A 26531-nucleotide genomic window follows, 5' to 3' on the forward strand; every position below is an offset into this window, starting at 1 on the left:
TACCGTCACCCCCGCTCGACGGCGGCCTCCTCCAGGATCACCCGCCCCATCCGCGCGTACCGCTCGGGGCTGCGCCGACGCATGGTGAGCGCCAGCACGATCCCGCCCACGAAGGCCCCGATCACCAGGTACGGGATCAGCCGGAACAGCAGCGTCCCGGCGGCCGCCCCGGCCGCGGTGTCCTTGTTGAGCACGAGCAGCACCACCACCCCGGCCATCGCCACCCCGCCCAGCAGCGGTGCCACCAGCGTGCGGAACCAGTGCCTGGTCTCCGGGTGCCTGCCCTGCACGTGGAAGTACCCCACCACGGCGAAGGAGCAGAGCGTCTGCACGATCAGGATCGCCATCGTGCCGAGCAGCGCGAGCAGCGTGTACAGGTGCGCGTACGGATCCATCCCCGCCATCAGGAACGCCGCCACCAGCGCGCCCGCGATCCCCGACTGCACCACCGAGGCGACGTACGGCGAGCCGTACCTCGGGTGGGTGCGGCCGAGCGCCGGGAGCAGGAACCCCTCCCGCCCGATCGCGTACAGGTAGCGGGCCGCACACTGGTGGAAGGCCATCGCGCAGGCGAACGAGCCGGTGACGACCAGCCATTGGAACACCTTCACCGCCCAGGCCCCGAGGTACGCGCCCAGCGGGTCGAGGAACAGGCTGTTCCCGTCCTTGCCCGGCACCGCGCCGCTCGCCACGTCGATCGCGTGCCGAACCCCGTTGCCGGACACGATCATCCAGGACACGAACACGTAGAACAGCCCGACCCCGACCACCGAGACCAGGGTCGCCCGCGGCACCACCCGCTTCGGGTCCCGGGACTCCTCGCCGTACATCGCGGTCGACTCGAAGCCCACCCAGGAGCAGAACGCGAAGAACAGGCCGAGGCCCGCCGCCGCAGCGCCCGAACCCCCCACCCCCGTCAGCGCGTTCAGCGGGTTCACCGCCTCGCCGACGATGCCGTCCGGCCCGCCGCCGCCCACCAGCACGGCCAGCGCGACCGCGCCCAGCACCCCGATCTCCAGCACCAGCGCGACCCCGAGCAGCCCCGCCGTCAGATGCAGGTCGAACCAGGCCATCACCCCGATCACCACCAGCCCGAACAGCGCGTACCAGCCCCACCCCAGGTCCACCCCGAGCTGCGAACGGACCAGTCCGCGCAGCGAGTAGGCGAAGAAGCCGATGACCGAGGCCTCGAACACGATGTACGCGAGCACCGCGAGCAGCCCCGAGGCCATCCCGGCGACCCGGCCGAGCCCGTGCGAGATGTACCCGTAGAACGCCCCGGCCGCGGTGATGTGCCGGGCCATCGCCACGTACCCGACCGAGAACACCGTGAGCACCACGGTCGCCAGGACGTACGCGGCGGGCGCGCCGACGCCGTTGCCCTGCCCGACGACGATCGGCAGGTTGCCGGTCATCGCGGTGATCGGGGCGGCGGTGGCGATCGCCATGAACACCACGCCCACCAGGCCGACCGAGTCCGCCTTCAGCCGGTCGACCCCGCCTCCCCCGGTCTGCCCGTCGACCGTTTCCCCGCTCCGGACGGCCATCCGTCCTCCTCCGCGCGCCATGGCTCCACCGCCCGCCGAACCGCCGGGCGCCGACTGCCCGACAGCATCGGGCGCGGCGAGAGCCCTCGCAAGAACAGATCGTCGGACCGGTCGCGGGCAGGTTGACGCCCTGTTCGGTTCCACTCACCCGCGCTCGAACGAGCCTGCCCGGAAAGGGCATCAGCCGAAAAAGGCGCTGGCCGGCCCGGCACACGAGAGAGGTATCGTGTGCCGGGCCGGCCTGGGCGTGTCCCGCGCCCATGTCCGCTGCCGCGGCGATCACCCGGTCGAGCGGTCACCCGACATGACCATCCCGGGAGGTCGTTCCGCCCGTAGCAGCGGTGGCTTCTCAAGCGGTACGGGTCAGAGCGCGACGCCGTGGGCCCGCAGGTAGGTGACCGGGTTGATGTCCGAGCCGTACTCCGAGCCGTTGCGGATCTCGAAGTGCAGGTGCGGGCCGGTCACGTTGCCGGTCGCGCCGGAGAGGCCGATCTGCTGGCCCACGGTGACGGTCTGACCGATCTTCACACCGATCGAGGAGAGGTGCGCGTACTCGGCGTAGTGGCCGTCGGAGAGCTTGATCTCGACCTCGTTGCCGTAGGCGCCGCCGTTGCCGGCCTTCACCACGACACCGTTGGCGACGGCGCGCAGCGGGGTGCCGGTGGAGGCGACGAAGTCCTGGCCGGTGTGGTGGCCGGAGGCCCACATCGAGCCGGCCACGCCGTAGGCGGTGCCCAGCTTCGGGTTGGCCAACGGCGCGACGAAGCCGGACGTGGCGGCGACCGGGGTGGCGGTGACCGCGGCGACCGGCGCGGCGGTCTGCACCTGGGTCTGGAGCTGGGCGGACGGCTTCGCGGCCTCGGTCCGGACCTCCAGCTGGGCCTTCGGCTTGGCGGCGGTGTCCGAGGCGGCCGGAGCGGCCGGCTTGGCCGGGGCGGTCGCAGCGGCGTCCGAGGACGGCGCGGCAGCGGCGGCCTGGCCGGCGATCGCGAGCTGCTGGCCCGGGAAGATCAGGTTCGGGTTGCCACCGACGACCGTGCGGTTGTGCGCGTACAGCGCCTCCCAGCCACCGTCGACGTGCTTGGCGTCGGCGATCTTCGACAGGGTGTCGCCGCTGACGACGCGGTAGCTCGCCTGCGCGGGGGCCTGGGTGGCGGGAGCGGCACTGGTCGAGGTGGTGCTCTGCGCGACCGGGGCGGCCGGGACGGTGTAGGCCTGGGCGCTCATCGCGGTGACGAGCGGGAGGGCGAAGGAGGCACCGGTGACGGCGGTGGCGATGCCGATGCGGGCGGCGCGGGGCAGGGCGATACGACGAGCCTGAGCAGGCATGGGATTTTCCTCTCCGACGCCTGCGAGGTGAGCTGTCGGGTTCGGGCTGGAGTTGCCCGGCCGCATGCGCGGCTTCACCCCTAGCCGGCCCTGGATCCGGTCACGCGAGAGCGTGCCGTTCCGGTCCGGCGACTTACCTGTGGGTCCCCCGCTCCTGCCGTACAGAGTTCAGTTCGAACCACCGGACAGCGGCAGGACTCGGCGTTCCGCCCGGAGGATCCGTCCGGACTGGCCGGGCGGTCGCTGAACTAAAACCCATCCATTCGAGTGAAGCAATGTCGATCACTTGAACCGGCAACCACTGCGCGGACCACGGTGACCCTCCGCATGATCCGCCGCACTGTACGTGCACAATCCATTCACCCGGCGCCACTGATCCACGACGCTGCGCCCATCCCGCCAGCACAGCGCACCCGGCCGCTCACGCACCGCCCACCATCAACACACCCCCCGGTGACCCTTGTCACGTACACCCCACTGGGCGCAGGATCAGGCCGTGACCACCTCTGAGGCCGGCAACCTGCGTCTGGGCACCGCGCAGGGCCGCTGGGTACTTCTGGCGACGGTGCTCGGCTCCAGCATGGCGCTGCTCGACAGCACCGTGGTGAACGTCGCGCTGCCCCGGATCGGCGCCGATCTCGGCGCCACGCTCGCCTCCCTGCAGTGGACGCTGAACGCGTACCTGCTCACCCTGGCCGGGCTGATCCTGCTCGGCGGCGCGCTCGGGGACCGGTACGGCCGGCGCCGGGTGTTCCTGATCGGCGTGGTCTGGTTCGCCGCCGCCTCCGCGGCCTGCGCCGCCGCCCCGGACATCCAGGTTCTGATCGCCGCCCGCGCCGTCCAGGGCATCGGCGGGGCGCTGCTCACCCCCGGTTCGCTCGCCATGCTGCAGGCCGTCTTCCACCCGGACGACCGCTCGGCGGCGGTGGGTCTGTGGTCGGGCCTCGGCGGGGTGGCGGCCGCGGTCGGCCCCTTCGTCGGCGGCTGGCTGGTGGACGGCCCGGGCTGGCGGTGGATCTTCCTGCTGAACCTGCCGCTCGCGGCCGCCGTGGTCGCGGTCACCTCCCGCTTCGTCCCCGAGAGCCGGGACGAGAGCGCCGTCGGCCGCTTCGACGTCCCCGGCGCGCTGCTCGCCGCGCTCTCCCTCGGGGCGATCACCTACGCGCTCACCGCTGCCGGGGAGGGCCTGTCCCCCGCCGTCTGGATCAGCGGCGCCCTCGGCCTGCTGTTCGGCGCGGCCTTCCTCACGGTCGAGCGCCGCACCGCCGAGCCGATGCTGCCGCTCGGCCTCTTCTCCTCCCGGCTGTTCACCGCCGTGAACCTGGTCACCCTGTGCGTCTACGCGGCGTTCAGCGGGGTGTTCTTCCTGCTGGTGGTGCAGCTGCAGATCGTCGCGGGCTTCTCCCCGCTGGTCTCCGGCCTCGCGCTGATCCCGATCACCGTGCTGATGCTGACGCTGTCGGCGCGCGCCGGGCGGCTCGGCAAGCGGATCGGCCCCCGGATCCCGCTCACCGTCGGCCCGCTGCTGTGCGCCGCCGGGGTGCTGCTGATGCTGCGCACCGGCCCCCACTCCTCCTACTGGGCGGACGTGCTGCCCGCCGTCGCGGTGATGGGCTGCGGGATGGTGCTGCTGGTCGCGCCGCTGACCGCCACCGTGCTGGCCGCCGTCGAGGTCCGGCACGCGGGCATCGCCAGCGGCGTCAACAACGCCGCCGCCCGCGCGGCCGGGCTGCTCGCGGTCGCCGCCCTGCCCGCGTTCGCCGGGCTGAGCGGCGACGCCTACCGGGTGCCGTCCGCGGTGGACTCCGCCTTCCACACCGCGATGCTGATCTGCGCCGGGCTGCTGGTCACCGGCGGGCTGACCGCCTTCGCCACCGTCCGCGGCAACGTCCTCGCGCCGGCGGACCACCCCGTAGCCGAGCCGGACTGCGAGTGGTCCTGCGGCACCACCCCGCCGCTCGACCCGGGCCATGTGCGCACGGAAGAGGGCCCCACCACCGGATCGGCGGCAGGGCCCTCGGCCGGCTGAGGCACCGGCTGGAGTGCTGGCTGAAAGACCGTCAGAGAATGTCGCCCGGCGCGTACTTGGCGGCCTCCGGGTAGGCGGCCGCGACGGCCTCCACCTGGCGGACCACCTCGGCGACCTGGGCACCGGCCGCGCCGGTGAAGGACAGCCGGTCGGCCAGCAGCGCGTCCAGCGCGGCCCGGTCCAGCGGGATCCGCTCGTCGGCGGCCAGCCGGTCCAGCAGCTCGTTCTCCCGGGCGCCCGCACGCATCGCCAGGGCGGAGGCGACGGCGTGCTCCTTGATGACCTCGTGCCCGGTCTCCCGGCCGACGCCCGCGCGCACCGCGCCCATCAGCACCTTGGTGGTGGCGAGGAACGGCAGGTAACGGTCCAGCTCGGCCTCGACCACGGCGGGGAAGGCGCCGAACTCGTCGAGGACGGTCAGGAAGGTCTCCAGCAGGCCGTCGAAGGCGAAGAAGGCGTCCGGCAGCGCGACCCGGCGCACCACCGAGCAGGAGACGTCGCCCTCGTTCCACTGGTCGCCGGCCAGCTCGCCGGTCATCGAGGCGTAACCGCGCAGGATGACGGCCAGGCCGTTGACGCGCTCGCAGGAGCGGGTGTTCATCTTGTGCGGCATCGCCGAGGAGCCGACCTGGCCCTCCTTGAAGCCCTCCGTGACCAGCTCGTGGCCGGCCATCAGGCGGATGGTCTTGGCCAGGCTGGACGGCGCGGCGGCCAGCTGGACGAGGGCGGTGAGCACCTCGAAGTCCAGCGAGCGCGGGTAGACCTGGCCGACGCTGGTCAGCACGTTCTCGAAGCCGAGGTGCCCGGCGACCCGGCGCTCCAGCTCGGCGAGCTTGTCGGTGTCGCCGCCGAGCAGGTCCAGCATGTCCTGGGCGGTGCCGACCGGGCCCTTGATCCCGCGCAGCGGGTAGCGGGCGATCAGCTCCTCCAGGCGGCGGAAGGCGACCAGCAGCTCGTCGGCGATCGACGCGAAGCGCTTGCCCAGGGTGGTGGCCTGCGCGGCCACGTTGTGCGAGCGGCCGGCCATGACCAGCTCGGAGTGCTGGGCGGCCAGGCCGGCCAGCCGGACCAGCACGGCCACCGTACGGTCGCGCACGTGCTCCAGCGACTGACGGATCTGCAGCTGCTCGACGTTCTCGGTCAGATCCCGGGAGGTCATGCCCTTGTGGATCTGCTCGTGGCCGGCGAGTTCGCTGAACTCCTCGATCCGGGCCTTCACGTCGTGGCGGGTGACTCGCTCACGGGCGGCGATCGAGCCGAGGTCGACCTGGTCGATCACCCGCTCGTAGTCGGCGACGGCGTTCGCCGGCACCTCGACACCGAGGTCCTGCTGGGCCTTCAGGACGGCGAGCCACAGGTGGCGCTCAAGGACCACCTTGTGCTCGGGGGACCACAGCTGGGCCAGGGTCGCCGAGGCGTACCGGGAGGCCAGGACATTGGGGATCTGGGGCTTCGCGCTCACGCTTCGCAAGCCTAACAGCCGAGGTCAGCCGGAACGTCGGCGCATCGGGTAGGCTGGGTCAATTGAGCGACCGTCAGGTGACGCTCGACAAACTTCTCACCGCGAGGATACCACACCGATGCATGGACTTCCAGCGGAACCGCCCCTCGCCGCGGCGCTGCGCGCCGAACAGGCCCACCTCACCCGGCTCTACGCCCGGCTGGACAGCACCCGCGCGGAGGCCCGCCGCACCCGCGACGGCGCCCTCGACGGGGCCGGCGCCGGCGGCACCCACCAGGCCCGGCTGGAACGCGAGGTGCGCGCCCGCGAGGCCACCCGCCGCGCCGCCCGGCTCGACGCCGTCGAACGCGGCCTCTGCTTCGGCCGCCTCGACCAGCACGACGGCACCGTCCAGTACATCGGCCGCACCGGCCTGAGCGACGACGCGTACGAGCCGCTCCTCCTCGACTGGCGCGCCCCCGCCGCCCGGCCGTTCTACACCGCCACCCCCGCCCGCCCCGGCCCCGTCGTGCGCCGCCGCCACCTGCACACCCGTGGCCGCACCCTCACCGGCCTGGACGACGAGGCACTCGACCTCGACCGGCTCGACGAGTCCGGCCGCCGCACCCTGGTCGGCGAGGCCGCCCTGCTCGCCGCCCTCGCCCGCGAGCGGACCGGCCGGATGGGCACCGCGGTCGCCACCATCCAGGCCGAGCAGGACCGGGTGATCCGCGCCCCGCTGCCCGGCGCCCTGGTCGTCCAGGGCGGCCCCGGCACCGGCAAGACCGTCGCCGCCCTGCACCGCGCCGCCTACCTGCTGTTCACCCACCGCGCCGCGCTGGAGCGCCGCGGCGTCCTGGTCCTCGGCCCCCACCCCGGCTTCCTGCGCTACATCGACGAGGTGCTGCCCGCCCTCGGCGAGACCGAAGTGGTGCTGCGCACCGTCGGCGAGCTCTTCCCGGGCGTCACCGCGACCCGCAGCGACACCGCCGCCACCGCCGTCGCCAAGGGCGGCCGCTGGATGGCCGGGGTGCTGCGCCGGGCCGTCGCGGCCCACCAGTCGGCCCCCGCCGGCGGCCTCGACCTCGGCGAGGGCCTGCGGTTGTCCGCCCGCGCCTGCGCCGAGGCCCGGGACGCCGCCCGCGGCCTGCGCCTGCCGCACAACCGGGCCCGCGCGTACTACCTGCGCACCCTGCTCGACGCGCTCGCCGTCGCCCAGGCGCTCGCGCTCGGCCGCCCGTACGACGACGAGGAGGCGCACTACGCCCCGCGCGAGCTGTGGGCCCGCGAGGACGTCCGCGCCGCGCTCGACCCGCTCTGGCCTCGACTCACCCCGGAGCAGCTGGTGGAACGGCTGCTCACCGACCCGGGCCTGCTCGCCTCGGCGGCGCCCGACCACCACGACACGCTGCTCCGCCCGCCCGGCGGCCCCTGGACGGTCGAGGACGTCCCGCTGCTCGACGAGGCCGCCGAACTGCTCGGCGACACCCGGCCCGCCGACCGCCCCGAGGACGACCCCGACGAAGCCGAACTCTCCTTCGCCCAGGGTGTGTTGACCATCACCGGCCAGACCGGCGACGCCCTGCTCGACCCGGCCCTGCTGGCCGGGCGTTTCCACCACGACGGTCCCCACCGCTCGACGGCCGAACGCGCCGCCGCCGACCGCACCTGGGCGTACGGCCACGTCGTCGTGGACGAGGCGCAGGAACTCTCCGCGATGGCCTGGCGCACCGTCCTGCGGCGCGTCCCGACCCGTTCGCTCACCGTCGTCGGCGACCTCGCCCAGACCGGCTCGCCCGCCGGCGCCCGCAGCTGGGCCGAGATGCTCGACCCGCACCTGCCCGGCCGCTGGCGCGAGACCCGCCTGACCGTCAACTACCGTACGCCGGAACCGATCATGGCACTCGCCGCCGCCGTCCTGCGCACCGCCGCACCCGACCGGCAGCCGCCCGAGTCGGTCCGCCCGGGCGCCGAGCGTCCGTCCGCCGTCCATGTCCCGGACGCCGGGTTCGCCGCCGCCCTCGCCGAACTGCCCGCCCCCGCCGGCACCTTGGGCGTGATCGCGCCGGACGGCCTGGCGGGCGACCTCGGCGCGCTCACCGTCGCGGCGTGCAAGGGCCTGGAGTTCGACGCCGTCGTGGTGGTCGAGCCGGCCGCCATCCAGGCGCAGTCCGCGCGGGACCTCTACGTCGCGCTCACCCGCGCCACCCGCACGCTCACCCTGCTCCACCACCGCCCACTGCCACCGGCGATCGCCGAGGTGCTCTGACCCCGGCCGACCGGGCGTGGCGCGGCGCGCTACTGGGCGGTGCCCGCCCGGCCGGCCAGCACCGGCAGCACCTGCGCACAGATCGAGTGCAGGGCGATCCGCTGCTCGTCGGTCATCGCCTCGAAGGCCTGGTGGGTACGGGCCATCTCGCCGCGGATGCGGTTCAGGATCTCCCGGCCCTCGTCGGTGATCACCACGATCTTCACCCGGCGGTCACCGGCCGCCGCCTCCCGGTGGGCGAGGCGCAGCGACTCCAGCCGGTCCACGATCCCGGTGACGTTCGAGGCGTCGCAGCCCAGCCGTCCGGCCAGCGCCCGCATCGGCACCGGCTCCTGCACCGCGCCCAGCGCCTTGGCCTGGGAGGAGGAGAGCCCGTGCCGGGCGGCGGCCGCCGCGAAGTCCTGGAAATACGCGGCGCCGACGGCGGCCAACGCCTCCATCAACTCGGCGTTGGTCGGTACGGTCGTCGTCGCTGTCGAACCCATGGGGTCAGCGTACGGCGGAGTGCTTCAGCAACTCAAGCTTTGACCACGGCAACCGTCCGCGGCGGGGCGAAGAGGCGGGCCAGCAGGCGAGGCAGAAGGTGGGGCAAGACTAGAGCACCAGCTGATCGAACAGCCGCCGCAGCTCCGCCTCCGGGTCGGCGGTCAGCCCGGTGTGCACCGGCCCCGGCTGGACGATCGCGCTGCGCGGCGCGGTCAGCCAGCGGAACCGCTGCCCGGGGCTGTCCCCCGCCGCCGGACCGGCCTGCGGGCCCCCCGCGCACACCGCCTCGATCCCGTACAGCGCCCGCCGCACCCCGTGCACGTCCGCCACCGGATCCAGCGCCAGCAGCCGGGCCTGGTCCAGGTGCGTCCGGGCGGCCAGGTGCGCGTTCTGCCGGCAGTACAGCAGCACCCCGACGTTGACGCACTCACCGCGCTCGACCCGCGGCACCGCGCGGATCACGGCGTACTCGTAGTCGTGCAGCCCACCAGCCATCGACAGCTCAGGCATCCTCGGCTCGGGCGTCCTCGGCTCGGTCATGCGGGCACCTCCGGCAGCCAGTCGCGCGGACCGGCCAGGCGCCCGGTCAGCTGGGCGCGGTACGCGGCGCGCACCGCCTCGGGCGAGTCGAAGCCGGGCTCGTCCACCAGCCAGACCTCCGGGATCCGCGCCACCGCCCCCTCGATCGCCGCCTCCGCGAGCGGCGCGAGCGCCTTGTCCGCGGCCGCCAGGTCGGGCTGGGCCCGCAGCAGCGCGTGGTCGGAGGCGTCGTACGGGCGGCGCACCCAGGCGGCGGCGCCCGCCCAGTGGTGGTGGAAGATCAGGCTCGCGCCGTGGTCGATCAGCCGCAGCCCGCCGGTCGCCACCAGCAGGTTGGGGTTGCGCCAGGAGCGGTCGACGTTGCCGATCAGCGCGTCGAACCAGAGCACCCGGCCGGCCGACTCCGGGTCCACCTCGAAGCAGAGCGGGTCGAAGTTGAGCGCACCGCTGACGAACGCCATCCCGAGATTGGTGCCGCCGCTGGCCCGCATCTGGTCCTGGATCTGCTGGTCCGGCTCGCTACGGGCCAGCACCGGATCCAGGTCGATCGTCACCAGCTCCGGCACCGGCAGACCGAGCCGCCGGCCCAGCTCCCCGGCCAGCACCTCCGCCACCAAGGCCTTGCGGCCCTGCGCCGCGCCGACCCATTTCAGCGCGTACAGCCGCCGGTCGTCGGCCTCGACCAGGCCCGGCATCGAGCCGCCTTCTCGTAGTGGCGTCACATAACGGATCGCCGTCACCTCGGGGAGCACGGCCGACAGCCTATCGGTGCCGACCCACCACCTCCTTCACTCCTCCGCCATCCGCCCCATCCCGGTGGCAGCCCCCGCTGCTCCGTGCGAGTGTGGCGGACAGTAATGGGGACCTTCACGCAGTCACGGGGACCTTCACGGTTACGACCTGCACGGCAAAGGGATGAGCGATGGAACGACCTCGGATCCTGATCGTGGGCGGTGGCTTCGCCGGCCTGGAGTGCGCCCGCCGCCTCGAACACAAGCTCGCGCCGTCGGAGGCCGAGATCTCGCTGGTCACACCGTTCAGCTATCAGCTCTACCTGCCCCTGCTGCCGCACGTCGCGGCCGGCGTACTGACCCCGCAGTCGGTGGCGGTCTCCCTGCGCCGCTCGCTGCGCCGCACCCACATCGTCCCGGGCGGCGCGATCGGCGTCGACCCGGCCTCCAAGGTGTGCGTGGTCCGCAAGATCACCGACGAGGTGGTGGCGCTGAGGTACGACTACCTGGTGCTCGCCCCCGGCAGCGTCACCCGCACCTTCGACATCCCCGGCCTCACCGACTACGCCCGCGGGATGAAGTCGCTCGCCGAGGCGGCCTACGTCCGCGACCACGTGATCGCCCAACTCGACCTCGCCTCGGCCACCTTGGACCAGCGGGAGCGCGAGTCCCGACTGCAGTTCGTGGTGGTCGGCGGCGGCTACGCGGGCACCGAGACGGCCGCCTGCCTGCAGCGTCTGACCACCGCCGCGGCCCGCCGCTACCCGCGCCTGGACGCCCGGCAGATCAAGTGGCACCTGATCGACATCGCCCCGAAGCTGATGCCGGAGCTGGGCGACGCGCTGGGCACGGCCGCCCTGGAGGTACTGCGCCGCCGCGGCATCGAGGTGTCGCTCGGCGTCTCGGTGGCCGAAGTCGGCGCCGAGTCGGTCAAGTTCACCGACGGCCGGGTGCTGCCCTGCCGCACGCTGATCTGGACGGCCGGGGTGGCGGCGAGCCCGCTGATCGCCACGCTCGACACGGAGACGGTCCGCGGCCGGGTCGCGGTGACGGCGGAGCTTCGGGTGCCGCAGTTCGAGGGCGTGTTCGCACTGGGCGACGCGGCCGCCGTGCCGGACCTCGCGAAGGGCGACGGCGCGGTCTGCCCGCCGACCGCCCAGCACGCCGCCCGGCAGGGCCGTGTGGCGGCGAACAACGTGATCTCCGTGCTCCGCAGCCAGCCCCTGGAGCCGTACTACCACAAGGACTTGGGCCTGGTGGTCGACCTCGGCGGCAAGGACGCCGTGTCCAGGCCGCTCGGCGTGGAGCTGCACGGGGTGCCGGCCCAGGTGGTGGCCCGCGGCTACCACCTGATGGCGATGCGCACCAACGCGGCCAAGTTCCGGGTGGGCGCCAACTGGCTGCTCAACGCGACCGCCGGGGACGACTTCGTCCGGACCGGCTTCCTCGCCCGCCAACCCGCCCGCCTGCGCGACTTCGAGTACACCGACGCCTACCTGACGAAGGATCAGGTCCGGGCGCACGCCCAGGCGCTGCTCGCCAAGGGCTGACCGGCGCACGGAACGTCGGTGCCCCCGCGGTCAGGACCGGCCGCGGGGGCACCGAAGCATACGATCAGCGCACGGTCATCGCGCGGTCAGGTACATCCCGCTCGCGTCCTGCCCGGCCGTGTTGTGGCACGAGTAGTCACCGGTCGGACGACCCCACAGCAGCGTCAGGCAACGCCCGACCGCCTGCTGCCCGTAGTAGTTGGGGTGCATCGACTCCTGCAGCACGCCCTGCGTGGAGTTGAGCCCGCCGTCCAGGAAGCGGGCCCACTCGCTGGTGGTCGCGGTCGGGCCGGAGCTCGTGGTCGGCTGCTTGGTGGCCGTCGAGCAGACCTCGCGGCCCTGCAGCATGTCCGACAGGTCCAGGAACTGCGCGCCCTTGGACGCGGCGACGCCCGCCAGCGACTGGGAGATCTGCGGCACCAGGGTGTCCCGTGCCCAGTCGGCGTCACCGTCCCAGAACGGGCAGCCGCCGGTGTTGGAGCGGGTCCAGCCGCTCTCCGGGTAGCGCATCTCGGCGCTGCGCGGGATCGGCGAGGGGTAGGACTGCAGCACCAGGCGGTAGTCCGACTGCGCGTAGCCCGCGTCGGCCATCACCGCGCGGACCTCGTCGATCGCCTTGCCGACCCCGGCCATCGCCGTGGGCATCTTCGAGTCGATCGAGGACTGCGCCGAGTCGTGGCAGTAGGAGTACCAGATGAGGTAGTCCTGCACGCAGTTGGAGATGATCCCGCCGAAGCCCAGGTCGTTGCCGCCGATCGACAGCGTGATCAGCTTGACGTTGTTCTGCCGTGCCACGGTGGCGAGTTGGTCGGCCTGCGGGGCCTCGCCCTTGAGCGTCTGGCCGCCGTTGGCGGCACGGAAGATGTTCGCGGTGACGGCACCGGAGCAGGCCAGGTTGATCTCGTTCTGGGCGCCGGTCGAGGCGCTGACCACCTCGGCGACGTCCGAGCGGTCGCAGCCGCTGCCGGCCGTGGCGCCGTAGACCAGCGAGGGGTCGTACGAACTGCCGTTCCAGGCACGGTCGGTGCCGTTCCGGCTGCCGCTGGTCCCGGCCGAGTTGCCCTTCCAGCGGCCGGCTTCGCCGGAGATGTAGCTGTCGCCGAGCGTGACGCTGGCGGTGGGGCCGCCCGGCGCGGCCAGGCGGACGGCGGCCGGGGTGGCAGGCGCGGCAAAGGCGGGCGCGGCCACGGCGAGACCGCTCGCGGCGAGTGGGAGGGCGAGGGCCGCGGTGAACAGCCGTCGGTGGAGTCGGGGGGCGCTGCGGGTGATGCTCGAACCGTTTTCGGGCACGACGGAACTCCTGCGGCTCGGTCTCCCCGTGCGGTGGGGACGGGAAGACGCGTAGGTGAGGGTGGGCCGCCGGCCGGTGGCGCGATGAACATGACACGCCCGCACTGGTTACCGCTAGGTATCTGCAGCAGGTTTCCCGCTTTGTTACCGCCGGGTTCAGACCAGCGGAGCGCCGGGTTAAGCCCCGGGCCAAGCCCTGGATCGAGCCGCGGGTCAAGCCCCGGGTTCACACCAGCCGCGAGCCGTCACCGCCCGTTCCCAGCACGGCCGCCAGGTCCTCGGCCAGCCGCCGCGCGTCCGCCGGATCCAGCCCGGCCGTGGTGATCCGCAGCCCCGGCGGGGACTGGATGCGGTAGCGCGCGCCGGGCGCCGCGACCCAGCCCCGCTGCACCAGCGCCGCCAGCGCGGAGGTCTCGTCCGGCACCGGTACCCAGACGTTCAGCCCGCTCGCGCCGTGCGCCTCGATGCCGCGCGCGGCGAGTTCGCCGAGCAGCGCGTCCCGGCGGGCCCGGTAGACGCCGGCCACCCGGTCGACCGGCGCCGCGTCGGTGCGCCACAGTTCGGCGACGGTGCGCTGGAGCAGGTGGCTGACCCAGCCGGCACCCAGCCGCAGCCGTCCGGTGACCCGCCCGATGGTGTCCTGGTCGCCGACCGCCACCGAGAGCCGCAGGTCCGGCCCGTACGCCTTGGCCGCCGAGCGCACCACCGCCCAGTGCTGCGAGCCGGCGCCCGCCAGCGGGTGGTACGGCTGGTCGACCATGCCGTGCCCGTGGTCGTCCTCGATCAGCAGCACCCCGGGGTGCTCGGCCAGGACGGCCCGCAGCGCCTCGGCCCGGCGGGGGGTGAGCGCGGCACCGGTCGGGTTCTGCGCCCGGCTGGTGACCACCACCGCGCGGGCGCCCTCGGCCAGCGCGGCGGCGAGCGAGTCGGGCAGCGGGCCCTCGTCGTCCAGCCGGACGGGCGCGGGCCGCAGGCCCAGCGCGGGCAGCAGATCGAGCAGGCTGCCCCAGCCCGGGTCCTCGACGGCGACCGCGTCGCCTGCCCGCAGCCGGGTGACGAGGATGCGCTCGATGGTGTCGAGCGAGCCGGAGGCCACGGCGATCGGGCCGCCGGGCAGGCCGTCGGCCTCGAAGGAGGCGCGGGCGAGCGCGAGCAGCCCGGGATCGACCGCCGGGTGCCCGTACAGGACGGGTCCGCTCCGGGCCGCCTCGGCGGCGGCCGCGAGGGCCGGCCCGAGGTCGGGCAGCAGGGCCGGGTCGGGGTTGCCGGCGGACAGGTCGCGGGCGTGCGGCGGGACGGGGACGCGGATCTGGTCGCGCGGGGTGAGCGCGGGCCTGGGGAGGATCCGGCTGCCCTTGCGGCCGGCGGTCTCGATCACCCCGCGGTCGCGGAGCAGCCGGTAGGCGGCGGCGACGGTGTTGGGGTTGACGCCGAGCTCGGCGGCGAGGTCGCGCAGCGGGGGCAGCGCGGTCCCGGGGGCGAGGCGCCCGGTGCTGACGCCCTGTTCGATGTGGGACGCGATTTCGCTGGCGCGTCGCCCCTTCAGCGGATAGTCTCCTAGCACAAAGCAAAGTATGCACTAGTACATAGAGGTTGTCATGTCGGCCCCTGCAGACGGCTCCGCCAGCTACTCCCGCACCGCCCGCACCACCCCCACCCGCTACAAGGACCGCGCCACCTGGGAGCAGGAGGCGATCCACGACATCCTCGACCGCGCGTACCTCTGCCACCTCGGCTTCATCGCCGACGGTGCGCCGGTCGTCCTGCCGACCATCTACGCCCGCGTCGGCAGCCGCCTGTACGTCCACGGCTCCACCGGCAGCCGTCCGCTGCGCGGCGCCTCCGGCGACCAGGGCCTGCCGGTCTGCGTCACCGTCACCCTGGTCGACGCGCTGGTGCTGACCAAGTCCGCGTTCAACCACTCGGTCAACTTCCGCTCGGTGGTGGCGCACGGCACCGCCCACCAGGTCACCGACCCCGAGGAGCTGGACGTCGCGCTGGCCGCACTGGTCGACCACGCGATCCCCGGCCGCTCCGCCGAGGTCCGCCCGGCCAACGCCAAGGAACTCGCCGCCACCGCCGTCATCCGGCTGGACCTGGACGAGGTCTCGGCCAAGACCCGGGAGGACGGCGCCGACGACGACCCGGAGGACCTCGGCCTGCCCTACTGGGCCGGACTGATACCGGTCACCACCGTGCACGGCACCCCCCAACCGGACGCCTCCACCACCGTCCCGCTGCCCGCGCACCTGCGCCGCTACCCCTGCTGACGGAGGCCCGCCCATGCTGATCAGGTCATGGGACCGCGGCGACGAGCAGGAGTGGCGCGCCTGGCTGGCCGAGGGCCGCGACTTCGGCCTGCTCGCCGCCAACGGCGGACCGGGCGAGGGCCCGGTGCTCGTCCCGACGCACTTCCTGCTGAACGCCGCGCGCGGCGAGATCCTGCTCCACCTCGCCGCGCCCAACCCCCTGCTGGCCGCCGTCCGGGCCGACCCCCGGGTCACCCTCGCGGTCACCGACGGCTACGCCTTCGCACCGGGCCACTGGCGCGGCGAGCCGGGCACGCCCACCAGCTACTACGCGTCCGTCCACTTCCACTGCACCGCCGAACTCGTCGAGTCCGCGGCGGGCAAGGCGGAGATCCTCAACCGCCAGCTGGCGCACTTCCAGCCGGAGACCCCGGACACCCGGGTGGTGCCCGGCGAGGGCGAGTTCGCCCGGCTGCTCCCCGGCCTGCGCGGGCTCCGCCTGACGGTCCACGAGGTGCGCGCCAAGTTCAAGTACGACGACAAGAAGCCGGCCGACGCGCAGTACCCGATCGCCGACCGGCTGGCCGAGCGCGCGGCCCACCGTCCGGACGCCCGGCACCCCCGGCGCGACCAGGACGCCGCCGCCCGCACCCAGCTGCTCCGCCGCCACCAGCGCCGCGCCGACTGACCCCGAGCCGCCCCCGGCAGCTGACGCAGGGCCACCGACGCCCGCGGATCTGACACCCGGTCACCCGATCGGGCGCCAATTCGGGCAGGGCGGCGCCGGCACTGCTCGAATGTGAGACGAGTCCTGCCCACTCGGCCGTCAGAGCGGGCCCGTCCACGCCGGGGAGCGCGCTTGTCCACACTCAACAGCCACCGGGCCGGCGAGGCCCATCTCGGCCACGTCGTCTTCATCTCCGCCGCCGCCGCGATGGGCGGCTTCCTGTTCGGCTACGACAGCGCGGTGATCAACGGCGCGGTGACGGGCATCCAGAAGCACTTCGGGGTGGGCAACGGCGAGACGGCCTTCGTGGTGGCCATCGCGCTGCTCGGCTCGGCGGCCGGCGCGGTGGCCGCCGGGCGGCTCGCCGACCACCTCGGCCGGGTCCGCACCATGCTGCTGGCCGCCACCCTGTTCGCGATCAGCGGCCTCGGCTCGATGTTCCCGCCGAGCATCCAGGTCCTCGCCACCTGGCGGGTGGTCGGCGGCATCGCGATCGGCATCGCCTCGGTGATCGCGCCCACCTACATCGCCGAGGTCGCGCCGACCGCCTACCGCGGCCGGCTCGCCTCGTTCCAGCAGATGGCGATCGTGCTCGGCATCACCGTCTCCCAGCTCGCCAACTGGGCGCTCAACCAGGCCGCGGGCGGCGAGTCCACCGGCCATCTGGGCGGCATCCAGGCCTGGCAGTGGATGCTCGGCGTGGAGGCCATCCCCGCCCTGGTGTACGGGCTGATGGCGCTCGCCATCCCGGAGTCGCCGCGCTACCTGATCGCCGACCACCGGGAGGCGCAGGCCCGCAAGGTGCTGCGCGAGGTGGAGGGCGAGGACGTCGACCTGGACGCCCGGGTCGCGGAGATCCGCGCGGTGCTGGAGTCCGCGCACAAGCCCCGGATCAAGGACCTGCTGGGCGGACGGTTCGGCCTGCTGCCGATCGTCTGGGTCGGCATCGGGGCCTCGGTGTTCCAGCAGTTCGTCGGCATCAACGTGATCTTCTACTACTCGTCCTTCCTCTGGCAGTCGGTCGGCATCAACGAGTCCAACTCGCTGCTGATCAGCCTCTCCACCTCGATCATCAACGTGATCGGCACGGTGATCGCGATGGCGCTGGTGGACCGGATCGGCCGCAAGCCGCTCGCCCTCGCCGGCTCGATCGGCATGGCACTCGCGCTGGCCACCGCCGCCTGGGCGTTCTCCTACCGGCACGGCAGCGGCGGCACCGCCACCCTCGACAACACGCACGCCACCGTCGCCCTCGTCGCGGCGCACGTCTTCGTGCTCTGTTTCGCCTTCTCCTGGGGCGTGGTGGTCTGGGTCCTGCTCGGCGAGATGTTCCCCAACCGGATCCGCGCACTCGCGCTGTCCGTCGCCGCCTCGGCCCAGTGGATCGCCAACTGGGCGATCACCGTCAGCTTCCCCGACCTCGCCGACTGGAACCTGTCGGCGACTTACGTCATCTACGCGGCCTTCGCGTTGCTCTCCATCCCCTTCGTGGCCTTCTGCATCAAGGAGACCAAGGGCCGCGCCCTGGAGGAGATGGGCTGAGCCCGCACCCCCGTCGAGTCCCCACCCCATTCGGCCCGACCCATCGTGAGGAACCCATGCCTGACCCGGGCGGCTCCCGGCAGAACATCACCTTCCCCAGCAACGGCCGTACCGCGCACGGCTATCTGGCCCGCCCGCCGCAGGGCGTCGGGCCGGGCCTGGTGGTGGTGCAGGAGTGGTGGGGGCTCACCTCGCACATCGCGACGATGGCCGACCGCTTCGCCGCCGAGGGCTTCACCGTCCTCGCCCCCGACCTGTTCGGCGGCGCCACCACGCACGACAGCGCCGAGGCGGCCCGGCTCAGCCGCGAACTCCCGGTCGAGCGGGCCGTCGAGGACCTCTCCGGGGCCGTCGACCACCTGCTCGCCCTGGACGGCGTGGTCGGCGACGCGGTCGGCGTGGTCGGCTTCTGCATGGGCGGCGGCTTCGCCCTGCTGCTGGCCGCCCGGGCCGGTGACCGGGTCGCCGCCGCGGTGCCCTTCTACGGCCTCCCGCCCGACCCGGACTTCGACTACCGGGGCCTGACCGCCCACGTCCTGGGGCACTTCGGCGAACTCGACCGCTCGATCCCGATGGCCGCCGTCGACGAGGCCGCGATCCGGATCGGCGAGGCCACCGACGTCCGCCCCGAGATCCACTTCTACCCGGCCGGGCACGCCTTCATGAACGACGAGAACCCGCTCGGCACCTACGACCCGCTCCAGGGCGCGACGGCCTGGCGGCGCACCCTCACCTTCCTCTGGGGCCACCTCGGTTAGCCTCCTCCCCCCAGCCGGCCCGCAGGAGCACCTCCGACGCACCGGTGGCCGCCGCCGAGCCGGCGGCCACGCCGTGCGCGCCCCGTGCGCCCCGCGTGCGCCCGCCGGTACGCAACCACCAGTACGCCCGGTTCGTCCGACCAGGTAAGTCACACCACCGTCTTTGAGGGGCCACTGGTGCCGAAGCCGCTGCTGTTCCTGGACGTCGACGGGGTACTGAACCCGGTCTGCCCACACCCGGACGCCGGGTTCGACGCCCACACCCTGCTCGGCTACTCGGTGCTGCTCTCCGCCCGGCACGGCGCGTGGCTGCGCGAGCTGGCCGGCACCTACGAACTCGTCTGGGCGACCACCTGGGAAGAACACGCCAATACCCACATCGCCCCGGCGATCGGCCTGCCCACGCTCCCGCTGGTCCGCTTCACCGGCTACGTCCCGCAGCCGGACGACCCGCGCGTCCCGCTGATGGAGCTGCTCTCCGCCCGCAAGTGGGCCCCGCTGCTGCGTTACGCCGCAGGCCGTCCGTTCGCCTGGGTGGACGACGTCATCCCGCCGCGGCTGGTCCGGCGCTCCCTCTGGCGCCCGGACCGCCTGCTGATGCCGATCGACCCCGGCCAGGGCCTGGAACGCCGGCACGTCGACCGCCTGCTCGGCCGGCCGCCCCGCACCCCGGCCGGCCGCCAACCGGTCAGGGGGTCGGCAGCCAGCTGACGTGCCCGGCGAGCAGCGCGTACCCGACGAAGGCCACCGTGTCGATCAGCGCGTGCGCCACGACCAGCGGCATCACCCGCCCCCAGCGCCGGTACAGCTGGCAGAACACCGCCCCCATCACCATGTTGCCGACCAGCCCGCCGACCCCCTGGTACAGGTGGTACGAGCCGCGCAGGACCGAACTCGCCACCACCGCCGCCGGCCACGACCAGCCCGACTGCCCCAGCCGGCGCAGCAGGTAGCCGAGGACGACGACCTCCTCCAGGATCGCGTTCTGCCACGCGGAGAGCACCAGCACCGGGACCCGCCACCACACGTCCGGCAGCCCGGACGGCGCGACCGTCAGGTTGTAGCCGGCCGCCTGCGAGGCCAGGTACAGCACCAGCCCGGACCCGCCGATCGCGGCCGCCACGGCGGCGCCCCGGCCGAGGTCGCGCAGCTTCTGCCCGAGGTCGAAGCCCAGCACCCTCAGCGCGGCGCCCTCGCGCACCAGCAGGTACCCGACCAGCACCACCGGCATCAGGCCGCGCCCGATGGAGTACAGCTGCCAGACCAGGTCCAGCCAGGGCCGCCCGGGCGCGCGCGAGCCGTTCAGCGTGGCGACCTGCTGGCCGAGGTGGAGCGGTTCGGTGAGCGAGCCCGCGAAGCTGATCAGCGCGCTGACCCCGCTGGCGCCCAGGGAGAGGCCGAGGACGATCAGCAGTTCCACGCCGAGCAGCCGGCGCGTGGGCTTCGCGGTCTCCGGTGCGGTCGGGACGGTGGTCACGGGGGCTCCAGCGGGGCGGGCGTCGCTCCGGCCGTCGGCCGACCGCCGGAGCGATCATCCTGACACAGCCGTCCGGCTACCCGACCGGCCAGGTGTGCACCGGCTCGCCGGTGCGCATGTGCTCGATGTAGCGCCTGGTCATCGCGGCGAGCGCGGCCGGGCGCGCCATCCCGTACTGCTCGCGCAGCCGGTGGAAGGTGGCGCTCTGCCAGGCCGCGCCGTTGGTGCGGCGCAGGCAGCGCTGCTCGATGATCCCCAGGTAGCGGTCCCGGTCGGCGGGCTCCACGCCCCACTCGTCCAGACCCTGGTGGGCCATCGGCAGCAGTTCGTTCAGCACCAGGTCGACGGCGGACACCGTGGTCAGCCCGCCGCCGCGGCCGGCCCGGCCCTGGCGCGGCCACTGAAACACCGCGTCGATGCCGTACCGGGCGCCCTGCCGGAAGTTCTCGTCCGCCCGCTCGAACGGCAGGCGGGTCCAGATCGGCCGGGACTGCTCGGCGAGCACCCGCACCAGCCCGTAGTAGAAGGCGGCGTTCGCCAGCGTGTCGGCCACCGTCGGCCCGGCCGGCAGCGCCCGGTTCTCCACCCGCAGGTGCGCCACCCCGCCCGCGACGTCGTAGACCGGCCGGTTCCAGCGGTAGATCGTGCCGTTGTGCAGCCGCATCTCGGCGAGCCGGGGCGCGCCGCCGGAGGAGAGCACCTTCAGCGGGTCCTCGTCGTCGCAGATCGGCAGCAGCGCGGGGAAGTAGCGCAGGTTCTCCTCGAACAGGTCGTACGCCGAGTCCACCCAGCGCTCGCCGAACCAGGTGATCGGCCGCACGCCCTGCGCCTTGAGTTCCGCCGTACGGGTGTCACAGGCCTGCTGGAACAGCACCGGCCGGGTCTCCCGCCACAGCTCCCGTCCGAACAGGAACGGCGAGTTCGCGCCGAGCGCCAGCTGCGCCCCGCAGATCGCCTGGGCCGCGTTCCACACCGAGGAGAAGCGCTCCGGGGTGACCTGCAGGTGCAGTTGCAGGGAGGTCGCGGCGGCCTCGGCCACCATGGTGATCGACTCCAGCTGGAGGTGCTCGACCCCCTCGATGTCCAACGCGATGTCCTCGCCGCGGGCGGCCAGGATCTGGTCGCTGAGCAGGCTGTAGCGCGGGTTGTGGGAGATCGCGTCCAGGCCGGTGTGGCCGTGCTCCAGGGTCGGCAGGATGCCCACCATGACGATCCGGGCGCCGACCTCGGCCGCCCGCCGGTCGGCGTAGCGCAGCCCGGTGTCGATCTCCTCGCGCAGGTCCTCGAAGACGTGCCCGCACAGCCGGTGCGGCACGATGTTCACCTCGACGTTGAACTGGCCCAGTTCGGTCTGGAAGTCGCTGGAGCCGATCGCGCTCAGCACCTGCGCGTTGCGCAGGGCCGGCAGGCCGTCCTCGTCGGCCAGGTTGAGCTCGATCTCCAGCCCCATCACCGCCCGCGGCCGGTCGAAGCGGTCCTCGCGCAGCATCCGACCCAGCACGTCGAGGCAGGCCTGGAGCTTGCGCCGGTACAGCTGCCGGTCCGCCAGATCGGCCCGAGTCGCCACGACCTTCTCGCCCACGGTCCCCTCCTCCTGAGACACCGGCCGACCCGACCGTGCAAGCATCATGCCCACCTCGAAGATCGATACCCGAATGCTTGTACTGGCTTGCAATGCAAGGAAACTGACGATGATTCAGCCCATCTGCCGACTTGCCCGGCGCCACCGCCTGTGATAAACAGGTCACCCTGCGCACCTGTTCGATAGAATTCGCACTGCGCTCCGGCCGGCCCGCTCCGCCTCGAAACCCTCGTCGACGGCGGCGACCGCGCCGGCACCGCGATCATGCACAACCGGACACGGCCAGGTCCCGTCACCGATGACACACCGCGCCACGCCGGTATGCCGCACTCGCACGCCGATCTCGCACGGAGAGGCGGACCCCGCCATGACTCTGCAGACCCCCCAGCCCCCACCGAGCGCCCTGCGCGCCGTCCTGGCCGCACTCGACTCCGAGACCGCGCTGCGCCAGCCCGCCGCCGCAGCGCTGCGCCATCCGGTCGGCCCGCTGCTCCCCGCGCACCCGCTCGCCGTCCACGTCCTGGACGGGCCGCGCCCGGAGCTCCCCGCCGCCCGCCGGACGGGCTGGCGCTTCCTGATCAAGGACGGCGCCGAGGTCGCCGCTGCCGCGGAGGTGGTCCAAGGCGTCGAGGGCCACACCTTCTCCCACTTCACCGCCGGCCCCTACCTCGACTCGACCGTCCGGGCGCTGCGCCAGGCCTGGCAGATCGCCCAGGGCTCCCGGGCCCGCCAGCAGCCCCGGCTGCTGACCTTCCCCGGGCAGTACGCGACGGCACTGTGGCTGCACAGCCCCGACGCCGGCCCGGCCGCCGACCAGCTGATCCCGCTCGCCCCGGCCCCGCTCGGCGTCACCGCGCACCGCGCCTACCCGGCCGGCGAGCTGCTGCCGCTGCTGGCCCGGGCACCGCTCGCCAAGCCGCTGCTGCTCGGCTCCTCCTGAGCCGGCCCCACGCCGACGGGCCACCGGGCCACCACCCGGCGGCCCGTCCGCGTGCGCGGCGGCACCGCACGTCTCCCTCACTCGTCCGAACCACCCGGACGGGCCATTCGCCATGGCCTCCTCGGGCCATGCCGCAGCTGACCCACCGGTGCGCCGTTTCCCGCTGGACCCACCTGAACGGGTGATCTCTGCCCGGGAGTTGTGGCGCATGTCACGAAATCCCTGCGCGCGCGTCCGCAGATGCCGACACTGGGAACCAGCGTGGAAGGACCACCTGTCCTACCCACTTGAGCGCCGGTCCACACCTGGTCGGCGCGCGGACAGGATCCGGCTACCGCGGCGGCTCCCGACGGCTTCGCCGGCGGCCGCACCACGGGGGAGGATCGCCGAGCGAAGCGAGGGTACGCGTATGTGCCAGCACCGTCCTGAGTGCCCGTCGGCCGAGTCCGAGGACCGCGAAGCCGCCGCCACGGTGGCCTGCCACCCGGAGCAGGGTTGGAGCCTGCTCTGCAACGGCGTCGTGCTGTTCGAGGACACCGGAGAGCTGCTGCCCGACGGCCGGGTGATCGCGCCGCGCCGCCGCGTCGCCCGCGCGGCCTGACCGCGCCGGCGGGGGCAGCCGCCGCACGACGACAACGGGCAGGGCCCCGGCGGAACAACCCGCCGGGGCCCTGCCGTACGTCCGGTCCGGATCAGACGCCGTACTCGTCCAGCGGCGGGCAGGAGCAGACCAGGTTGCGGTCGCCGTACGCGCCGTCGATCCGGCTGACCGGCGGCCAGTACTTGTCCGCCGGGTTCACCCCCGCCGGGAAGACCGCCTCCCGCCGCGAGTAGCCGTGCGCCCAGTCGCCGGCCAGCGCGGCGGCGGTGTGCGGGGCGTTGCGCAGCGGGTTGTCCTCGGCCGCCCACTCGCCCGAGCCGACCTTGTCGATCTCGGCCCGGATCTCGATCATCGCGTCGCAGAACCGGTCGATCTCGTACAGGTCCTCGGACTCGGTCGGCTCGATCATCAGCGTGCCGGCCACCGGGAAGGACATCGTCGGCGCGTGGAAACCGTAGTCGATCAGGCGCTTGGCGATGTCGTCCACCGTCACGCCCGTCTCCTTGGTCAGCGGGCGCAGGTCGATGATGCACTCGTGCGCGACCAGCCCGCCGGGGCCGGTGTAGAGCACCGGGAAGTGCGGCGCCAGCCGCTTGGCGATGTAGTTGGCGTTCAGCACCGCGACCTGGGTCGCGTGCTTGAGGCCCTCGCCGCCCATCAGCCGGACGTACGCCCAGGAGATCGGCAGGATGGCCGCCGAGCCCCACGGCGCCGCCGAGATCGGGCCGACGCCGGTGGACGGGCCGGCCTCCGGCTGCAGCGGGTGGTTCGGCAGGTACGGCGCCAGGTGGGCGCGCACCGCGACCGGGCCGACGCCCGGGCCGCCGCCGCCGTGCGGGATGCAGAAGGTCTTGTGCAGGTTCAGGTGCGAGACGTCCGCGCCGAACTTGCCCGGCTTGGCCAGGCCGACCAGCGCGTTCAGGTTGGCGCCGTCCACGTACACCTGGCCGCCGGCCTCGTGCACCAGGGCGCAGATGTCGGTGATCTGGGTCTCGTACACGCCGTGGGTGGACGGGTAGGTGACCATCAGCACGGCGAGGCTGTCGCGGTGCTGCTCGATCTTGGCCCTCAGGTCCTCGACGTCCACGTCACCGTCGACCAGGGTCTTCACCACGACCACCCGCATCCCGGCCATCACGGCGGAGGCCGCGTTGGTGCCGTGCGCGGAGGACGGGATCAGGCAGACGTCGCGCTGGGTGTCGCCGTTGGCGTGGTGGTAGGCACGGACGGCCAGCAGGCCGGCCAGCTCGCCCTGCGAGCCCGCGTTCGGCTGGATCGAGACGGCGTCGTAGCCGGTCACCTCGACCAGCTGCTGCTCCAGCTGGCGGATCAGGGTGAGGAAGCCCTGGGCCTGCTCGATCGGCGCGAAGGGGTGCAGCTGGCCGAACTCCGGCCAGGTGACGGCCTCCATCTCGGTGGTCGCGTTGAGCTTCATGGTGCAGGAGCCCAGCGGGATCATGCCCCGGTCCAGCGCGTAGTCCCGGTCCGACAGGCGGCGCAGGTAGCGCAGCATGGCGGTCTCCGAGCGGTGGCTGTGGAAGACCGGGTGGGTCAGGTACTCGTCCTGGCGCAGCAGCGCGCCGGGCAGCGCGTCGGCGGCCTCGGCGACCTCGACCGCGGGGACGCCGAACGCGGCCCAGACGGCGGCCAGGTGCTCGCGGGTGGTGGTCTCGTCGGTGGAGACCGAGATCCGGTCCGCGCCGTCCTGGTAGACGTTGACGCCGTTCGCCCGGGCGGCGGCCGCGATCCCGGCGGCGCGGCCCGGCACGACGGCGGTGACGGTGTCGAAGAACTCGCCGTGCAGCAGCTCGACGCCGCCGGCCCGCAGGCCCTCGGCGAGGGCGGCGGCGTAGCGGTGGGTGCGGCGGGCGATGTCGGCCAGGCCGTCCGGGCCGTGGTACACGGCGTACATCGAGGCCATGACGGCGAGCAGCACCTGGGCGGTGCAGATGTTGCTGGTGGCCTTCTCGCGGCGGATGTGCTGCTCGCGGGTCTGCAGCGCCAGGCGGTAGGCGCGGTTGCCGTCGGAGTCGACGGAGACGCCGACCAGGCGGCCGGGCAGCGAGCGGGCGTACTCGGCGCGCACCGACAGGTAGCCGGCGTGCGGGCCGCCGAAGCCCATCGGCACGCCGAAGCGCTGCGAGGTGCCGCAGGCGATGTCGGCGCCGAGCGAGCCCGGCGACGCGAGCAGGGTCAGCGCCAGCAGGTCGGCGGCGACCGCGACGATCGCGCCGAGGCCGTGCGCCTGCTCGATGACCGGGGCGAGGTCGCGGACCACGCCGGTGGCACCCGGGTACTGGAGCAGCACGCCGAAGACGCCGCGCTCGGCGATCTCGGCCGGGATGCCCTCGGACAGGTCGGCGACGACGACCTCGACACCGGTCGGCACCGCGCGGGTGTTGATCACCGCGATGGTCTGCGGCAGGGTCTCGGCGTCGATCAGGAAGACGCCGCCCTTGACCTTGGTGACGCGGCGGGCGAGCGCCATCGCCTCGGCCGCCGCGGTGCCCTCGTCGAGCAGCGAGGAGCCGGAGGTCGGCAGGCCGGTCAGGTCGGAGACCAGGGTCTGGAAGTTGAGCAGCGCCTCCAGGCGGCCCTGGGAGATCTCCGGCTGGTACGGCGTGTAGGCGGTGTACCAGGCCGGGTTCTCCATGACGTTGCGCAGGATCACCGGCGGGGTGAAGGTGCCGTAGTAGCCCAGACCGATCATCGGTTGGAGCACCTGGTTGCGGCCGGCCAGCTCGCGCAGCTCGGCGAGGACCTGGGCCTCGCTGCGGCCGCCGGGCAGGTCCAGGGCGGTGATGGAACGGATCGCCTCGGGAACGGCGGTGGCGGCGAGCTCGTCCAGCGAGCCGTAGCCGACGGACGCCAGCATCTTGTCCTGCGCGGCGGCGTCGGGGCCGATGTGGCGGTTCTCGAAGGGACTGGCCAGCTCAAGCTCGGTGAGGGTCGAGGCGCCGGTGGGGCGTCCCGCGTTCGGCTGGGCGTTCATGGTGGTCGAGGCCTCCTGGTCACGGACCGGCGGGGGTACGCACGCCGGCCGGCCTTCGCCGCTGCGGACAGCGGTTCGACCCGGGCGGGCGGACCCGACAGGCCTCCCCCTCTGTCATCGGGACCTGAGAGCTTCACCCGCGCGGTGCGCTGTGGGCGCGCCGCCGGCTTGCACCGTCGGTGAGGGTGGTGGCCGTCGGCTCCCTCGCCGACGGTCCTGCCCTGCTTTCCAGAGTGACCTACCCCACACGGTACGGATGCCTGAGAGATTCCGGGGAGGAGTTGCTCCTTCGGCGCCCCGACCAGCGTTTTCCGCGGTCGGGGACTCTCCCGAGCGGGCTCGGCGGTCGGGCCCAGGGTACCAGCGGGAGGCCGCCCGATCACGGGTGCGCCGGGTCACTCGCCCGCTTCGACCGTGACCGCCGCGTGACCCGGACGGCCCAGCCCGCGGC

Annotated in this window: 21 protein-coding genes and 2 riboswitches; of the genes, 10 read left to right on the plus strand and 11 right to left on the minus strand. The window is 73.4% G+C overall.

Annotated features, from left to right (window positions below; translation table 11 throughout):
* Positions 1-5: 5 nt before the first annotated feature.
* Positions 6-1547 (minus strand): APC family permease, encoded by a 1542-nt coding sequence (locus P3T27_RS31970; protein WP_280684745.1) that lies wholly within the window; start codon positions 1545-1547, stop codon positions 6-8.
* A 363-nt stretch (positions 1548-1910) separates the two neighbouring features.
* Positions 1911-2876: a LysM peptidoglycan-binding domain-containing M23 family metallopeptidase gene (locus P3T27_RS31975; RefSeq protein ID WP_280684746.1), complete on the minus strand. Its 966-nt coding sequence runs from the start codon at positions 2874-2876 to the stop codon at positions 1911-1913.
* A 2-nt stretch (positions 2877-2878) separates the two neighbouring features.
* Positions 2879-3060, minus strand: a riboswitch (cyclic di-AMP (ydaO/yuaA leader).
* Positions 3061-3372: 312 nt separating this feature from the next.
* On the opposite strand from P3T27_RS31975, the gene P3T27_RS31980 reads away from it, so the two are divergent.
* Positions 3373-4905 carry an MFS transporter gene (locus P3T27_RS31980; protein WP_280684747.1) on the plus strand — a complete coding sequence of 511 codons (1533 nt, stop codon included), beginning with the start codon at positions 3373-3375 and terminating at the stop codon, positions 4903-4905.
* Positions 4906-4936: 31 nt separating this feature from the next.
* Here P3T27_RS31980 and purB read toward each other — a convergent pair whose 3' ends face one another.
* Complete coding sequence (gene purB, locus P3T27_RS31985; RefSeq protein WP_280684748.1) at positions 4937-6376, minus strand: adenylosuccinate lyase; 1440 nt, start codon at positions 6374-6376, stop codon at positions 4937-4939.
* A 109-nt stretch (positions 6377-6485) separates the two neighbouring features.
* Between purB and P3T27_RS31990 the strand changes: the two genes are divergently transcribed.
* On the plus strand, positions 6486-8615 hold the full coding sequence (locus P3T27_RS31990; RefSeq protein WP_280684749.1) for an ATP-binding domain-containing protein: 2130 nt from the start codon (positions 6486-6488) through the stop codon (positions 8613-8615).
* 29 nt (positions 8616-8644) lie between these two features.
* Here P3T27_RS31990 and P3T27_RS31995 read toward each other — a convergent pair whose 3' ends face one another.
* The 3 genes from P3T27_RS31995 to P3T27_RS32005 all read right to left on the minus strand — a co-directional run bounded on the left by P3T27_RS31995 (position 8645) and on the right by P3T27_RS32005 (position 10393).
* Positions 8645-9100, minus strand: a complete 456-nt coding sequence (locus P3T27_RS31995) for a MarR family transcriptional regulator (RefSeq protein ID WP_280684750.1) — start codon at positions 9098-9100, stop codon at positions 8645-8647.
* Between the two features lie 109 nt (positions 9101-9209).
* Positions 9210-9611 (minus strand): DUF3037 domain-containing protein, encoded by a 402-nt coding sequence (locus P3T27_RS32000; protein ID WP_280684775.1) that lies wholly within the window; start codon positions 9609-9611, stop codon positions 9210-9212.
* Between the two features lie 26 nt (positions 9612-9637).
* On the minus strand, positions 9638-10393 hold the full coding sequence (locus P3T27_RS32005; protein WP_280684751.1) for a HipA family kinase: 756 nt from the start codon (positions 10391-10393) through the stop codon (positions 9638-9640).
* Positions 10394-10563: 170 nt separating this feature from the next.
* On the opposite strand from P3T27_RS32005, the gene P3T27_RS32010 reads away from it, so the two are divergent.
* Positions 10564-11922 (plus strand): NAD(P)/FAD-dependent oxidoreductase, encoded by a 1359-nt coding sequence (locus P3T27_RS32010; protein WP_280684752.1) that lies wholly within the window; start codon positions 10564-10566, stop codon positions 11920-11922.
* Positions 11923-11997: 75 nt separating this feature from the next.
* Here P3T27_RS32010 and P3T27_RS32015 read toward each other — a convergent pair whose 3' ends face one another.
* Positions 11998-13212 (minus strand): GDSL-type esterase/lipase family protein, encoded by a 1215-nt coding sequence (locus P3T27_RS32015; protein WP_280684753.1) that lies wholly within the window; start codon positions 13210-13212, stop codon positions 11998-12000.
* Positions 13213-13438: 226 nt separating this feature from the next.
* On the minus strand, positions 13439-14776 hold the full coding sequence (locus P3T27_RS32020) for an aminotransferase class I/II-fold pyridoxal phosphate-dependent enzyme (RefSeq protein WP_280684754.1): 1338 nt from the start codon (positions 14774-14776) through the stop codon (positions 13439-13441).
* A gap of 34 nt (positions 14777-14810) precedes the next feature.
* On the opposite strand from P3T27_RS32020, the gene P3T27_RS32025 reads away from it, so the two are divergent.
* The 5 genes from P3T27_RS32025 (at position 14811) to P3T27_RS32045 (ending at position 19199) form a co-directional block, all read left to right on the plus strand.
* The gene (locus tag P3T27_RS32025; RefSeq protein WP_280684755.1) at positions 14811-15482 is read left to right on the plus strand and encodes a pyridoxamine 5'-phosphate oxidase family protein; all 672 of its coding nucleotides are present in this window, start codon (positions 14811-14813) and stop codon (positions 15480-15482) included.
* A 13-nt stretch (positions 15483-15495) separates the two neighbouring features.
* Positions 15496-16149: an FMN-binding negative transcriptional regulator gene (locus P3T27_RS32030; RefSeq protein ID WP_280684756.1), complete on the plus strand. Its 654-nt coding sequence runs from the start codon at positions 15496-15498 to the stop codon at positions 16147-16149.
* A 171-nt stretch (positions 16150-16320) separates the two neighbouring features.
* Complete coding sequence (locus P3T27_RS32035) at positions 16321-17730, plus strand: sugar porter family MFS transporter (RefSeq protein WP_280684757.1); 1410 nt, start codon at positions 16321-16323, stop codon at positions 17728-17730.
* Positions 17731-17786: 56 nt separating this feature from the next.
* On the plus strand, positions 17787-18488 hold the full coding sequence (locus P3T27_RS32040) for an alpha/beta fold hydrolase (protein ID WP_280684758.1): 702 nt from the start codon (positions 17787-17789) through the stop codon (positions 18486-18488).
* A 177-nt stretch (positions 18489-18665) separates the two neighbouring features.
* The gene (locus P3T27_RS32045; RefSeq protein WP_280684759.1) at positions 18666-19199 is read left to right on the plus strand and encodes an HAD domain-containing protein; all 534 of its coding nucleotides are present in this window, start codon (positions 18666-18668) and stop codon (positions 19197-19199) included.
* Here the strand turns inward: P3T27_RS32045 and P3T27_RS32050 are convergent.
* Both P3T27_RS32050 and P3T27_RS32055 read right to left on the minus strand, forming a co-directional pair.
* Entirely contained in the window at positions 19177-19965 is a 789-nt protein-coding gene (locus P3T27_RS32050; protein ID WP_280684760.1) for a CPBP family intramembrane metalloprotease, read from the minus strand. The genes P3T27_RS32045 and P3T27_RS32050 overlap by 23 nt on opposite strands.
* Before the next feature lie 76 nt (positions 19966-20041).
* The gene (locus tag P3T27_RS32055; protein WP_280684761.1) at positions 20042-21547 is read right to left on the minus strand and encodes a glutamate--cysteine ligase; all 1506 of its coding nucleotides are present in this window, start codon (positions 21545-21547) and stop codon (positions 20042-20044) included.
* A gap of 367 nt (positions 21548-21914) precedes the next feature.
* Between P3T27_RS32055 and P3T27_RS32060 the strand changes: the two genes are divergently transcribed.
* Entirely contained in the window at positions 21915-22487 is a 573-nt protein-coding gene (locus P3T27_RS32060) for a hypothetical protein (protein ID WP_280684762.1), read from the plus strand.
* Positions 22488-22896: 409 nt separating this feature from the next.
* Positions 22897-23088 carry a DUF5999 family protein gene (locus P3T27_RS32065; RefSeq protein WP_280684763.1) on the plus strand — a complete coding sequence of 64 codons (192 nt, stop codon included), beginning with the start codon at positions 22897-22899 and terminating at the stop codon, positions 23086-23088.
* Between the two features lie 91 nt (positions 23089-23179).
* On the opposite strand, the gene gcvP is transcribed toward P3T27_RS32065, so the two are convergent.
* On the minus strand, positions 23180-26080 hold the full coding sequence (gene gcvP, locus P3T27_RS32070) for an aminomethyl-transferring glycine dehydrogenase (protein ID WP_280684764.1): 2901 nt from the start codon (positions 26078-26080) through the stop codon (positions 23180-23182).
* Between the two features lie 238 nt (positions 26081-26318).
* Positions 26319-26422, minus strand: a riboswitch (glycine riboswitch).
* Between the last annotated feature and the right edge of the window lie 109 nt (positions 26423-26531).

Origin of the sequence: Kitasatospora sp. MAA19, assembly GCF_029894125.1 — a bacterium.
In the GTDB taxonomy this organism is placed as follows: Bacteria; Actinomycetota; Actinomycetes; order Streptomycetales; family Streptomycetaceae; genus Kitasatospora.